Below are 13,326 nucleotides of genomic sequence, written 5' to 3' on the forward strand. Positions count from 1 at the left end.
ATTCCCCGTCCGACCGGCTCAGTCACCGGACGGCGTGCCTACCCGCAGGAGAGTATCGACGTTGTGGCCCTGAAGCCTGTCCCGGCCGTGGAGTGCCTCCAGCTCGAGCAGGAACGCCAGCCCGGCCACCACTCCCCCGCACTGCTCGACGAGCTGTGCGGCTGCCGCCGCGGTACCACCCGTGGCGAGAACGTCGTCAATGATCAGAACACGCGCACCGGGGGTGAGTGTTCCCGCGCGCAGCTCGATGGCCGCCGAGCCGTACTCCAGGTCGTACGACACACTCCGCGTGGGCGGCGGGAGCTTGCCCGCCTTCCGCAGGGGCAGGAACCCCAGCCCGAGCGCGTGCGCCACCGGCACGCCGAACAGGAAGCCCCGTGCCTCCATGCCCGCAACGACGTCGACGCCGTCCGCGAGGGCGAGGCGGGTGAACGCCTCGGTCACGTCGGCCAGTCCCTGGGCGTCGGCCAGGAGCGGGGTGACGTCCTTGAACAGGACGCCGGGGGACGGGAAGTCAGGGACGTCCGCGATCAGGTCGCGAACGCGCGTCGCCCTCTCCGGCAGCAGGCCGGAGAGGGCGACGTCGGTCATGTCGTCTGCCACGTGGCGGAGCCTACCGGCGACGCTTGGGCTGAGCGGTGTGTCCCTGGTGATGTCCGGGGACGAGCTGTGCCGAACCGGCCGTCGCGGCCGCCAGGTCGCCCTCGGAGGCGCCCTCGGCGATCAGGCCGGCCCGCAGGTCCATGACCTTCTTGGTGTGCGCGGCGATCTTGGGCTCCCGCTGACGCAGCGCCACGTCCAGCGGCGTGGCCAGGAAGAGCGAGGACAGCGCGCCCGCCGCGATACCGACGAACAGCGACAGCGAGATGTCCTTCAGCGTGCCGGCCCCCAGGAGGAAGCCACCCACGAAGAGGATGCCCGCGACCGGCAGCAGCGCCACCACGGAGGTGTTGATGGACCGGACCAGGGTCTGGTTGACCGCGAGGTTCGCCCGCTCCCCGTAGGTGCTGCGGGTCTGCTCGGTCACCGCGACCGTGTTCTCCCGGACCTTGTCGAAGACCACCATCTTGTCGTACAGCGAGAAGCCGAGGATCGTCAGGAAGCCGATGATCGTCGACGGCGTGACCTCCCAGCCGATGACGGCGTACACGCCGGCCGAGATCAGCACGTCGGCGAGCATCGCGACGACCGCGGCCACCGACATGCGCCACGCCCGGAAGTACACGGCCATGAAGACCGCCGCCGCGACGATGAACGCGACGGTGCCCCAGAGGGCACGCATGCTCACGGACTGGCCCCACGTCGGGCCGATGAAGTTGGACGTGACCTCGGTGGCCGGCACACCGTAGGCCTGTGCGAGGGCGTCCTGGACCTGGTTGGTGCTGTCCGTGCCGAGCTGGGAGACCTGGACGCGGACGGCGTCCTGGCCCACCTGGCTGACGAGCGGCTCCTCGCCCGGCGCGACCTCCGCCACGGCGTCGATCGCGAGGTCCTCGTCCGTGCTGGACACGCCCGAGACGGTGAACTCGGAGCCACCGCGGAAGTCGATGCCGAGGTTCAGTCCCTGGATCAGGAGAATGAGGATCGACGCGACCGAGAAGAGGCCGACGATCGAGAACCAGACGCCCCGCTTCTGGATGATCGGGTAGGACCGGCGCCCCGTGTAGAGGTCGTTGCCCCACTGGGCGAAGCCGCCGCTAGCCATCAGTGCTTCTCCTCGTTCTGAGCCGCTTCGGCGGCAGCCTTGCGCTCGGCGGCACGCCGCTCCGCGATAGTCATCCTGCGGCCGTCCTCGGTGACGCGCGGCGCCGAGGCGACCGACTGCGCCGAGACCAGCTCACGCTCCCGGCCCGGCGTCCCCGCGTCGGGGGTGCCGGCGGCCACGGGCTTCGGGCCGGAGAACTGCCCGGCGCCCCGGTAGCGCGGCTCGACGTCGAGGCGGTCGGCCGACAGACCGGACGCCTTGTGGCCGTCGCGGAAGAACGGGACCTTGGCCAGGAGCTCCATGACCGGGTGGGTGAACCAGATGACCACCATGACGTCGATGATCGTGGTCAGACCGAGCGTGAACGCGAAGCCGCGCACGCCACCGACCGTCATGAAGTACAGGATCACCGCCGACAGCAGGTTCACGGCCTTCGCCGCGTAGATGGTGCGCCGTGCGCGGAGCCAGCCACGCTGGACGGCGAGCCGGAGCGAGCGGCCGTCACGCAGCTCGTCCCGGATACGTTCGAAGTACACGATGAACGAGTCGGCCGTGAAGCCGATGGCCACGATCAGACCCGCGATACCCGGCAGGGAAAGGCGATAGCCCATGCCCCAGCTCAGCAGGGCGATCACGACGTAGGTCATGGCACCCGCGACGACGAGCGACAGCACCGTCAGCAGACCGAGCGAGCGGTACTGGAACAGCGAGTAGACGACGACCAGCGCCAGACCGATGAGGCCGGCGAACAGACCGCGCTGGAGCTGCTCGGAACCCAGGGTGGCCGAGATCTGGTTCTGGCCGTTCACGTCGAACGTCAGCGGCAGCGAACCGAAGCTCAGCTGGTTGGCCAGCGTGGCCGCCGAGTCCCGGGTGAAGGAGCCGGAGATGACCGCCTGACCGTTCGTGATCGGCACGTTGCTGCTCGGCGCGGAGACGATCAGGCCGTCCAGCACGATGGCGAACTGGTTGCGCGGGGGCTCCAGCGGCGTCAGGCGCTCCGTGGTCTCCCGGAACTTCGTGGTGCCCTCCGAGTCGAAGTCGAGGGTGACGCCCCACTCGTTCGAGACGGTGCCGTTCGCACCGGGCACCAGGCCGGAGGTGGCCGTGGTCAGGTCCGTACCGTCCACCTCGACGGGACCGAGGATGTACTTGGCCGCGCCGGTCTGGTCGCACGTGACGAGCACACGGTCGGGGTGGTCGCCGCCACCGCCCTGGAGGTTCTTCGGGTCGGTGCAGTCGAGCTGGTCGAAGAGCTGCTGGACCGACGGCGTGATCTGGGCCAGGTCGCTCGGGTCCGTCGGGTCGACGTCCTTGGCCTCCTCGACCGCCTTCTTCTCGAGCTCTTCCCGGCTCTGCCCGCCCGTGGCCTCGTCGCCCCCGGCGTTCTCGTCGCCCTTGGCGTTCTCGTCACCCTTGGCGCCGGCGTCGTCGCCGTTGCCCTCCGGTTCGGCGGACGGCTGGGCCGTCGCCTGCGGGGCGCCATAGGTCAGGACCGGGCGGAACTTCATCTGCGCGGCCTTCGAGATCAGCGCGATGGTCTCGTCGTCGACCTCGCCGGGGATCTCGACCACGATCTGGTTGCTGCCCTGGCTCGCGATCTCGGCCTCGGTGACGCCGTTGGCGTCCACTCGCTGCCTGATGACACCGATGGCCTCTTCCATGGCCTCCGGAGTCACCTCGGACCCGTCGGAAGTGACGGCCTGCAGGATGATCTGGGTGCCGCCCTGCAGGTCGAGTGCGAGGCCGGGAGCCAGGCTCGCGCCGTCAGGATTATCGCTCGACTTTCCGTCGAGCTGCCAACCAGCCAAGAGGGCGCCGAAGGGCAGCAGGATCGTCAGGATCGTCAGGAGCACGATCGTGCGAACCGGCCGCGAGCGCCGGGTGTCAGTCGCCAACGTCTGTCTCTTCTCGTGTGCGCGCCGGGGTACGTCCGACGCGGGTTCGGCGCCGCCCGGGTTCACCGGACGGCGCGGCCGTCACTTGCCGTCCGCGTCAGCGTCCCGTCGCTGCTGATCCCGGTACTCGCGCTGGGCGGTGTCCAGGTCTGACAGGTCGTCGGGAACGTCCGTCGCGTCGGGGCTGATCGTACTTGCCGTTTCGCCCTTCTCTGTGACGTCGGACTCATCGGCCGCGTCGTCGGTGTCCTCGTCGGCGGCGACGGGCTCCTCGACCTTCTTGGCGATGGCGGCGCGGAGCCACGTGGTGGGGCTGCCCGGGAAGGACTCGATGGTCACCTGGTCGGTCTCGTCGTCGACGTCGATCACGGTGCCGATCATGCCCGAGGCGGTCATGACCTTGGTCCCGACGGTGATGTTGTTGCGGAACTCCGCTGCCTCACGCTGCTGCTTGCGCGTACGGGAGGACATGAAGAACATCACCGCGAGCAGGATCGCGATGAGGATGAGCATTGTGGGGTCCACGGGGATGGTCCTGTTCGATTGCTGGGTCGGATGTGCTGCACTCACGTGCGTCGCGCAAGTACGACGAGGATCCAACCCAGTGTAGTGCTCGGGGTCGAATCCTCGGGCGCCCCCCTCCGAGGGGCACCACAGGAACAACGTCAGGGGTCGAGCAAAGTTCCCGAGTCCGGGATGTCGGGGCCGCGTCCGGCGGGCTGCGCGGGCGGGGTGAGCCCCAGGTGCTCCCAGGCGGCGGGGGTCGCGACGCGGCCGCGTGGGGTGCGGCCGACCAGCCCCTCGCGCACCAGGTAGGGCTCGGCGACCGTCTCGACGGTCTCCGCCTCCTCGCCCACCGTCATGGCCAGCGTGCTGAGACCGACGGGACCGCCGCCGAACCTGGTGCACAGCGCGGTGAGCACGGCGCGGTCGAGGCGGTCCAGGCCGATGGGATCGACCTCGTAGACCTCCAGCGCGGACCTCGCCGCGTGCAGGTCGAGGCGTCCGTCGCCGCGCACCTGCGCCCAGTCGCGCACACGCCGCAGGAGCCGGTTGGCGATGCGGGGCGTACCGCGCGAACGGCCTGCGATCTCGTGCGCCGCCGCATGCTCCAGGTGCACGCCGAGCAGCCCGGAGGAGCGCAGGATCACGCGCTCCAGCTCCTCGGGCGAGTAGTAGTCCATGTGCCCGGTGAACCCGAAGCGGTCCCGCAGCGGGGCGGGCAGCAGGCCGGAGCGGGTGGTGGCGCCCACGACGGTGAACCGTGGCAGCGCGAGCGGGATGGCCGAGGCGCCTGCGCCCTTGCCGACGATGACGTCGACCCGGAAGTCCTCCATCGCGACGTACAGCAGCTCCTCGGCGGGGCGGGCCAGGCGGTGGATCTCGTCGATGAACAGCACGTCACCCTCCTCCAGGGAGGACAGGACGGCGGCCAGGTCGCCCGCGTGCTGGATGGCCGGGCCGCTGGTGAGCCGCATGTGCGACTCCAGCTCGCCGGAGATGATCATGGCCAGGGTGGTCTTGCCGAGCCCCGGCGGGCCGGACAGCAGCACGTGGTCGGGCGGGTTGCCGCGCGCGATGGCAGCCTGCAGCACGAGGGAGAGCTGGTCGCGCACCACCCGCTGGCCGACGAAGTCGTCGAGCCGCTTGGGGCGCAGGGCGGCCTCTGCGGCGCGCTCGATCTCGTCGGCGCTCGGCGTGACGATCCGGTCCCGCTCGCCGGTGGAGCCCGCGCCGGTGGTCGAGACCTCAGCCACGGTGGCCACCCAGCAGACGCAGCGCGGAGCGGAGCGTGGTGGCGACCTCGTCGGCGGCCACCGCGTCGGTCCCCGCCTCGGCCAGCACCTTCGCGACGGCGTCGTCGGCCTGCTTGGCGGGCCAGCCCAGGCCGGCGAGGGCTTCCACCACGCGCTCGGAGTGGTCGCCTGCAGCCGTCTCCGTCGGCGACGCCTCTGCGGTGCCGGGCAGGACCCCGGACGGCGGTCCCAGCCGGTCGGCCAGCTCCAGGACTATGCGCTGGGCGCCCTTCTTGCCGATGCCGGGTACGCGGGTCAGCGCGGCGAGATCCTCGCCGGCGACGGCGCGGCGCAGCGCGTCCGGTGTGTGCACGGCGAGCATCGCGAGCGCGAGGCGCGGCCCGACGCCGGAAACGGTCTGCACCACCTCGAACACGTCGCGCTCGTCGGGGTCGCCGAACCCGTACAGCGTCATCGAGTCCTCGCGGACCACCATGCTGGTCGCCACCCCGGCCGTCTCGCCGACGCGCAGCCCGGCAAGCGTGGTGGGCGTGGCGTGCACGAGGTAGCCGACGCCGCCGACGTCGACCACCGCTCGGTCGAGGCCCACGTGGGCAACGGTTCCCGTCAGCGAGGCGATCACGGGCTCCCCCTTCTGTGCGTCACTCGTACGGTGGGTCACCGTGCGTCCGGACAACGTCGACGCCCTGGGCCTCTTCGAGGCGCTGGACCCACCAGGGTCCGATCGAACGTTCGTGCGAGCAGCCTAACAAGCCGGATGGCACCGCCGAGGGGGCCACGCCGCGAACCCCGACGGCGGACCAGCGGAGAGCCGGCGGCAGACGCCCTAGCGGCGGGTGCGCTGCTTGGCCGCCTGTTCCGCGGCCGCCCAGGCCCGCTGCGCCGGGGTGAGCTCGTGCCGGTCCCCGCCCTGCAGGGCACCGGCCGGCCGCCACAAGTGGCAGACCGCGAGGGCCAGCGCGTCGGCTGCGTCGGCGGGGCGGGGCGCCTCGTCGAGGTCGAGGATGCGGGTGACCATGGTCGCCACCTGGGCCTTGTCGGCCCGGCCGGAACCGGTCACCGCCGCCTTCACCTCTGACGGCGTGTGCAGCGCGACGGGCACGCCCCGACGGGCCGCTGCCACCATGGCCAGGCCCGCCGCCTGGGCGGTCCCCATCACCGTGCCGACGTTGTGCTGCGCGAACACGCGCTCGACCGCCACGACGTCGGGTACGTGCTCCTCCAGCCACGCGTCCAGACCGTCGGCGATCTTCAGCAGACGCAGGTCGGTGGACAGGTCCGCGTCGGAGCGGATCACGCCGACTGCGACCATGCGGGCCCGCCGGCCGGGCAGGGAGTCCACCACACCGACACCGCACCGGGTCAGGCCAGGGTCAACTCCGAGAACGCGCATGGCGTCACGTTCTCACGTCGCCGGCGCCCGGCCCGACAGGCTCGACGAGCGAGGCCCTGACCCGCCGCCGGGACGTCACTCGTCGTCGAGCGCCGCCATGACCTCGTCGCTCGCGTCGAAGTTCGCGTAGACGTTCTGCACGTCGTCGCTGTCCTCGAGCGAGTCGATCAGGCGCATGATCTTGCGGGCGCCCTCGACGTCCACCTCGACCTGCATCGACGGGTGGAAGATCACGTCGGCCGAGTCGTACTCGATGCCGGCCTCCTGGATGGCCGTACGCACGGGCACCAGGTCGGTCGCCTCGGTGAGCACCTCGATGACCTCACCCTGGTCGGTGACGTCCTCGGCCCCCGCCTCGAGCGCCGCGAGCATGACCTCGTCCTCGCCCACGCCGTCGGCCTTCGGCACCACGATCAGGCCCTTGCGGGAGAACAGGTACGAGACCGAGCCCGGGTCGGCAAGGTTGCCGCCGTTCCGGCTGAACGCCAGGCGCACCTCGGAGGCCGCACGGTTCTTGTTGTCGGTGAGGCACTCCACCAGGACGGCGATGCCGTTGGTGCCGTAGCCCTCGTACATGATCGTCTGGTAGTCGACGGCGTCGGCGCCCTCGCCGGAACCACGCTTCACCGCACGGTCGATGTTGTCGTTCGGGACCGACGACTTCTTCGCCTTCTGCACCGCGTCGAACAGCGTCGGGTTACCGGCGAGGTCGCCACCACCCGTACGTGCCGCGACCTCGATGTTCTTGATCAGCTTCGCGAAGAGCTTGCCGCGCTTGGCATCGATCGCGGCCTTCTTGTGCTTGGTCGTGGCCCACTTGGAGTGACCTGACATACCTCTACCTGACTCCTTGCATTTGCGATGGCATCTTCAATGGCGTCGAACGGTAGCGGGGAAACCGCTCAGCCGCCCGCGACCATGCTGACGAACAGCCCGTGCACACGCGTGTCCCCCGTGATCTCAGGGTGAAATGCGGTGGCGAGCAACGGCCCCTGCCGTGCTGCGACGATCCTACCGGCGGCCGCCACGGGCCGTCCCTGCGTATCCACAGCCGGTATGCGCGCCAGCACCTCGACGTCCCGGCCGGCCTCCTCGATCCAGGGAGCGCGGATGAAAGCGGTGCGCACCGGGCCGCCCGGCTGCCCAGCGGCCGCTGGAGCACCTCCGGGTTCGGAGAGGCCCGCGAACTCGAGGTCGGTCTCGAACGAGTCGACCTGCCGCCCGAACGCGTTGCGCCGCACGACCACGTCCATGCCGCCGACGGTCTGCTGGTCGGCGGTGCCGTCCAGGATCCGGTCCGCGAGCAGGATCATCCCCGCGCACGAGCCGTAGACCGGCAGACCCTCCTTGATCCGGGCCTGCAGCAGGTCGCCCAGCTCGAAGATGCGCAGCAGCTTGTCGATGGTCGTGGACTCCCCGCCGGGGAGCACGAGCCCGTCCACGGCCGCCAGCTCGGCCGGACGCCGCACGGTCACCGCCCGCGCGCCGACGGACTCCAGGACGGTCAGGTGTTCACGGACGTCGCCCTGCAGGGCGAGGACTCCGACGGTCGGGGTTGTCACAACCATCCATCCTACGTCCGGCTCAGTCGTCGAGCTGCTCGCCCAGGTGGCGCACGTCGCCGTCCCACCCCGCCACGAGGTGGTCGACGACGTCAGGGAGCTCGGGCGGGAACACCTCCAGCGGCTGCTCGCGCAGCTCGGCCGGCGTCAGCCACGCCATCTCGTCGAGCAGCTCCCGCTCGGCTGCGGTCCAGCCGTCGGCCGTCACCTCGACGGCGTCCGGCGTCCGGGCGAGGTAGAAGACCTCGTACTGGCGGCACGTCTCGGCGTAGAACTCGAAGATGCCCGTCCGCGTGAGCACCGGGCCGACAAGGTCGTCGGCGTCCAGCGCGATGCCCACCTCCTCACGGGTCTCGCGCAGCGCGGCCTCGACCGGGGTCTCCCCTGGATCGATCCCGCCGCCGATCGTGAACCACCAGGACCGCTCCGGCTGGTTCACGTCGTGCCCGCGCATCACGAGCACCCGCCCGGCGTCGTCGACCAGGATGACGCGCGCCGCCGAGCGCTCGCGCATACCGTCCGGGCCGAGCACCCAGTCGTCCCCGAGGGACGTGGTGCCGGGGCCGTCAGCCTGCACGGCGGCCGTCACCAGCCGTGCCCCGCCGGGCGGCCGGGCGCCGTCCTCTCCTCGATGGTGATCAGAGCCGTCGCTACGCCAGGTCATGCCGACGACGATACGTTCGCGCCCGGGTAATGTCCCGCACCGGACGCCCCTCAGAAGCCCAGGTCCCTGAGCCACGCCAGCAGGTCGTCCTCCCTCCGCTGCGCGGTGCCGGGCTGCCAGGACCCGAGCTCGCGCGCGTCCCCCCTGACTCAGCCCTGGTTGCGCAGGGCGTCGTCCCTGAGCCGCGGGCGTCGTGCACCCTGACCCGCGCGGTTCACCGGCGAGGTTTGGCCCGGGTGGTCGGGACGGCGCTCAGCGGGTCCTCCGGCCACGGATGGCGGGGGTAGCGGGCGCGCAGGTCGGCCCGGACCTGGGGGTAGCCCTGCCTCCAGAAGGAGGCGAGATCGCTCGTGATCGCGACCGGGCGGCGCGCGGGCGACAGCAGGTGCAGGACGACGGGGACGCGACCGTCCGCGACCGTCGGGGTGGCGGTCCAGCCGAACACCTCCTGCAGCTTCACCGCGAGGACCGGCGGCTCGACGCCGTCGTACGCGAGCCTGACGTCGGAGCCCGAGGGGACCTTGAGCCGTTCCGGCGCGAGCTCGCCGAACCGGCCCGCCGCGGGCCACGGCAGCAGTCGCCTCAGGGCCGAGGCCACGTCGATGCGGGCGAGGTCGCGCGAGCCGCGCACCGCGGCGAGCTCGGTACCCAGCCACTCGTCGAGACCGGCCAGCAACGCGTCGTCGTCGACCGCCGGCCAGGGCGCGCCCAGGTGGGCGTGGCAGAACGCGAGCCGTTCCCGCAGGGCGAGGGCGGCCTCCGACCAGCGCAGCACGGACAGGCCGCTGCGCCGGAGGCCGTCCCGGACCGCGGCCTGGACCAGCAGCGGGTCGGGCTTCGTCAGCGGGACGTCGGTCAGCGGGATCGCGCCGAGCGCCTCGACGCGCCGGGTCACGACCAGGCCGTCGTCCCAGCGGATCTGGTCGGTGGTCGTGACGAGGTCACCCGCGACGTCCCGCGCCGTGAGCTCGTCGATCGGCGCCGCGGACCGGATCCTGGCGTCGGCACGGCCCGGTGCCCGGTCGGCCACCGCGACGGCCAGCCAGGTCGAGGTCCGCAGCGGCGATCGCGGGTCCAGCGCGGCGCCCGTGCCGCCGGACATCTGGTAGGTCGTGGAGCCGCTCCCCCGGGCCCGCGCGATCCGGTCCGGGTACGCGAGCCCCACCACGATCCCCGCCGCGAGATCGTCCGGCACCCCGTGCGTCCCCGCCGCGCCGCCCGACCGGTCGCCGGTCGCGGCGCCCCGGCCGAGGCGCTTCGTCTCCTCTCGCCAGCGGGCCGTGGCCGCGCGGTCCTCGCCACGGCGAAGTGCCCGCCAGCGGGCCGGCAGGTCATCGCCGCTGCCGCGTCCGGAGTCGTCGGAGAGCAGAGCGACGACCTCTCGTGCCCGGTCGGCGCCGACCCGCGGCGCGCCGTCGAGCAGTGCACGGGCGAGGCGAGGGTGCGCCCCGATCGCCCGCATCCGGCGGCCCCGCTCGGTGATGCGGCCGTCGTCGTCCACGGCGTCGATGCGGCGCAGCAGCTCGGTGGCCGCGGTCATCGCCGGCGCCGGCGGCGCGTCGAGCAAGGTGAGACCGTCGCCACCGGGCGCACCCCACGCCGCGAGGTCGAGGGCGAAGGCCGCCAGGTCGGCGATCGCGATCTCCGGCGCGGCATGCTCGTCGAGACGCGCGTGGTCGGTGGCGGACCAGCACCGGTAGACCCGGCCGGGCGCCTCCCGCCCGGCGCGGCCCGCCCGCTGGTCGGCCGACGACCTCGAGACCCGGCAGGTGACCAGCGCCCCGAGGCCACGGGACTGGTCGGTCCGCGGCTCGCGAGCGAGACCCGAGTCGACCACCACCCTGACCCCTGGCACGGTCAGCGAGCTCTCCGCGACCGACGTGGTGACCACGATCCGGCGCGTGGCGGACGGCGCCAGGGCGCGGTCCTGCTCGGCCCGTGACTGGCGGCCGAACAGGGGCAGGACGTTCTCGCCCGCCAGCCGGCGGGTCACGCCGTTGATCTCGGCCTCCCCCGGGACGAACACGAGGACGTCGCCGTCGTTCTCGGCCAGCGCGCGCCGGACGACGTCCGCGACGTGGTCCAGCAGGCGCGGGTCGACCCGCCCACCGGGAAGCAGGGGCGCGGCGACCGGCGGCGGGGCCCACTCGACCGCGACGTCGAACAGGGCGGCGGACGCGGTGACCACGGGCGCCGGCACGTCCGTGCCCAGCCCTCGGCTCAGCCGGACCGTGTCCGCCGTGGCCGAGGTGGCGACGAGCGCCAGGTCGTCCCGCAGGTTCGCGCGGACGTCGACGCAGAGCGCGAGCAGCAGGTCGGCGTCGAGATGCCGCTCGTGGCACTCGTCGATCACGATCGCGGACACGCCCGGCAGCTCCGGGTCCTGCTGCAGACGCCGGACCAGGAGCCCTGTCGTCACCACCTCGACGCGGAGTCCCGTACCGCCGCTGCGCTCACCGCGCATCGCGTAGCCGACCCGCTGCCCGAGCGGTTCGCCGACCAGCGCCGCGAGCCGGGTCGCGGCGGCGCGGGTCGCCATCCTGCGCGGCTCGGCGACGATGACCGTGCCCCCGAGCGCGTCTGCCAGCGCGAGCGGCAGCAGCGAGGTCTTCCCCGATCCGGGCGGTGCGACCAGCACCGCGGTACCGCGCGACCGCACCGCGTCGACCGTGGCAGGCAGGACCGCCCGGACAGGCAGGTCCGCCCCCGGCACCGACAGTTCAGGCAGCAGCACGTCCCGACGGTAACCGACCGGCGCACCCCTGCGAGAATGCGTTCTCGTGAACCATCTGCTGGACCTCGGGTCCCGGAAGTTCTGGCGGCTGGTCGGCAGACCCGTCGATCTCGCCGCGCGGCACTCCTGGCTGCGCGCACCGATGAGCCGCTCCTCCACGGTCGGCGACGGCTGGCTCACCGCCGAGGCCGAGCACCACGGTGGCACGGTCGACGACGCCGCGACCACGGACCTCTCGGCTGGTCCCGCACCCGGCCTGCTCGCGGCGATGACGATCCTCGACGGGCCCGGCTTCGACGCCGCCCGGCTGGATCCGCGGGTCCGCGACTTCTACGAGCACACCGCCGCCTGGCACATGGAGGTGTGGACCGGGTGGTCGCCGCTGTTCTGGCCGGCCGGAGAGCTGATCGCGCGGGTGTTCGGCCGCCGGGTGGAGCAGCTGTCCCTCCCGATGCGTCCGCTCGACGTCGCGCACGGCATGGACAGCCGGGTCCGCGTGATCCGTGACCGGGACGGCGAGCAGGCGGGCGCCGCCTGGCTGCGGACGCTCCGGCCGTCGGGCCGCTACGTGTTCAGCGGCTGCTACTCGGCGCGCCGGCTCCCCGGCTCGGCACGGCCGAGCGTCCATGTCGCGTTCCCGCTCGAGCACGGAAACGTCCAGGTCTTCCTGCGCCCGGTCGTCGGCGACGAGGGCGGGCTCGTCCTGGAGTCGCCCCCGGGACGGTTCGGGCAGGACGGCGCGTACGTCGTCGTCCACGACGGCGGCCGGGACTTCGCCGCGCGCATCCCGCTCCACGAGACCTTCCGGCTGTACGCCGACGCGTACGGGGTGCTCCGCACCGACCACGAGCTGCGGATGTGGCGCACCTGGATGATGCGTCTGCACTACAAGATGGAGCGCGCCCGATGATCCACACCTTTCACCTCGCCGAGCTCCCCGCCGCCGTGACGGCACGCGCGCTGCTGCGACCGCCGTCGGGCACCACCGCGCCCGGGCTGGACCACGCCGAGTGCCTGGCCCTCATGCGTCTGGGGGCACCCGCCGTCTCCCTGGACCGGCTGCAGCTGCGCAGGATCGCGGTGTTCGCGCAGTGGCGCGACGAGGACGCCGTGGACCGCTTCCTGTCCGACGACGCGCTCGGCCGCCACCTGGCGACCGGGTGGCACGTCCGCCTGGAGTACCTGCGCCGCTGGTCCCGGCTGGCGGCCCTGCCCGGTCTGCCCGCCCGGACGGGCGACTGGGACCAGGACGAACCCGTGGTCGCCGTGACCGTCGCGCGGATGCGCCTGCCGGAGGTGCCCCGGTTCCTGCGATGGGGCAGGCCCGTCGAGCGTCAGGTGCGCGACCACCCCGGCACCACGCTGGCCCTGGCCGCCTTCCGCCCGCCGCGCACGATCTCCACGTTCTCCGTGTGGCGCACGGTGCGCGAGATGGAGCAGATGGTGCACGGCCGCTCCGCCGACCACCCGGACCGGCGGCACGCGGACGCCATGGTCGAACGCCGGCGCCGTGACTTCCACCGTGAGTTCGCGACGTTCCGCTTCCGCCCGCTCGCGGAGCACGGCACCTGGGAGGGTCGCACGGGCATCGTCCCGCCGAGGTGACCGGGCCG

The 13,326-nt window shown here is 72.4% G+C and carries 13 protein-coding genes; 2 read left to right on the plus strand and 11 right to left on the minus strand.

The genetic code is table 11. The features are described from left to right. Nucleotides 1-18: 18 nt before the first annotated feature. The 11 genes from ACYVK7_RS10205 to hrpB form a co-directional block, all read right to left on the minus strand. Complete coding sequence (locus ACYVK7_RS10205; RefSeq protein WP_460887920.1) at nt 19-591, minus strand: adenine phosphoribosyltransferase; 573 nt, start codon at nt 589-591, stop codon at nt 19-21. Nucleotides 592-613: 22 nt separating this feature from the next. Then, the gene (gene secF, locus ACYVK7_RS10210) at nt 614-1,705 is read right to left on the minus strand and encodes a protein translocase subunit SecF (RefSeq protein ID WP_460887576.1); all 1,092 of its coding nucleotides are present in this window, start codon (nt 1,703-1,705) and stop codon (nt 614-616) included. After that, on the minus strand, nt 1,705-3,603 hold the full coding sequence (secD, locus tag ACYVK7_RS10215) for a protein translocase subunit SecD (RefSeq protein ID WP_460887577.1): 1,899 nt from the start codon (nt 3,601-3,603) through the stop codon (nt 1,705-1,707). The genes secF and secD overlap by 1 nt, the downstream gene beginning before the upstream one ends. Before the next feature lie 81 nt (nt 3,604-3,684). Beyond that, a complete protein-coding gene (yajC, locus tag ACYVK7_RS10220) occupies nt 3,685-4,128 on the minus strand; it encodes a preprotein translocase subunit YajC (protein WP_460887578.1) in 444 nt (147 codons plus the stop codon). Between the two features lie 140 nt (nt 4,129-4,268). Next, complete coding sequence (ruvB, locus tag ACYVK7_RS10225) at nt 4,269-5,360, minus strand: Holliday junction branch migration DNA helicase RuvB (RefSeq protein WP_460887579.1); 1,092 nt, start codon at nt 5,358-5,360, stop codon at nt 4,269-4,271. Further along, the gene (ruvA, locus tag ACYVK7_RS10230; protein WP_460887580.1) at nt 5,353-5,982 is read right to left on the minus strand and encodes a Holliday junction branch migration protein RuvA; all 630 of its coding nucleotides are present in this window, start codon (nt 5,980-5,982) and stop codon (nt 5,353-5,355) included. Before ruvA ends, ruvB begins: the two co-directional genes overlap by 8 nt. A 204-nt stretch (nt 5,983-6,186) precedes the next feature. Further along, nucleotides 6,187-6,753, minus strand: coding sequence for a crossover junction endodeoxyribonuclease RuvC (ruvC, locus tag ACYVK7_RS10235; RefSeq protein WP_460887581.1), 567 nt, complete (start codon nt 6,751-6,753; stop codon nt 6,187-6,189). Between the two features lie 75 nt (nt 6,754-6,828). After that, on the minus strand, nt 6,829-7,587 hold the full coding sequence (locus ACYVK7_RS10240) for a YebC/PmpR family DNA-binding transcriptional regulator (protein ID WP_460887582.1): 759 nt from the start codon (nt 7,585-7,587) through the stop codon (nt 6,829-6,831). Between the two features lie 68 nt (nt 7,588-7,655). Further along, entirely contained in the window at nt 7,656-8,321 is a 666-nt protein-coding gene (gene pdxT, locus ACYVK7_RS10245) for a pyridoxal 5'-phosphate synthase glutaminase subunit PdxT (RefSeq protein ID WP_460887583.1), read from the minus strand. Nucleotides 8,322-8,337: 16 nt separating this feature from the next. Continuing rightward, nucleotides 8,338-8,979: an NUDIX hydrolase gene (locus ACYVK7_RS10250; protein WP_460887584.1), complete on the minus strand. Its 642-nt coding sequence runs from the start codon at nt 8,977-8,979 to the stop codon at nt 8,338-8,340. A gap of 214 nt (nt 8,980-9,193) precedes the next feature. Beyond that, entirely contained in the window at nt 9,194-11,713 is a 2,520-nt protein-coding gene (hrpB, locus tag ACYVK7_RS10255; protein ID WP_460887585.1) for an ATP-dependent helicase HrpB, read from the minus strand. 46 nt (nt 11,714-11,759) lie between these two features. Between hrpB and ACYVK7_RS10260 the strand changes: the two genes are divergently transcribed. Together ACYVK7_RS10260 and ACYVK7_RS10265 are read left to right on the plus strand one after the other, a co-directional pair. Beyond that, nucleotides 11,760-12,623 carry a hypothetical protein gene (locus ACYVK7_RS10260; protein ID WP_460887586.1) on the plus strand — a complete coding sequence of 288 codons (864 nt, stop codon included), beginning with the start codon at nt 11,760-11,762 and terminating at the stop codon, nt 12,621-12,623. Continuing rightward, on the plus strand, nt 12,620-13,318 hold the full coding sequence (locus tag ACYVK7_RS10265) for a hypothetical protein (RefSeq protein ID WP_460887587.1): 699 nt from the start codon (nt 12,620-12,622) through the stop codon (nt 13,316-13,318). Before ACYVK7_RS10260 ends, ACYVK7_RS10265 begins: the two co-directional genes overlap by 4 nt. The last annotated feature ends 8 nt before the right edge of the window (nt 13,319-13,326 follow it).

It is taken from the genome of Promicromonospora xylanilytica (genome assembly GCF_054782895.1).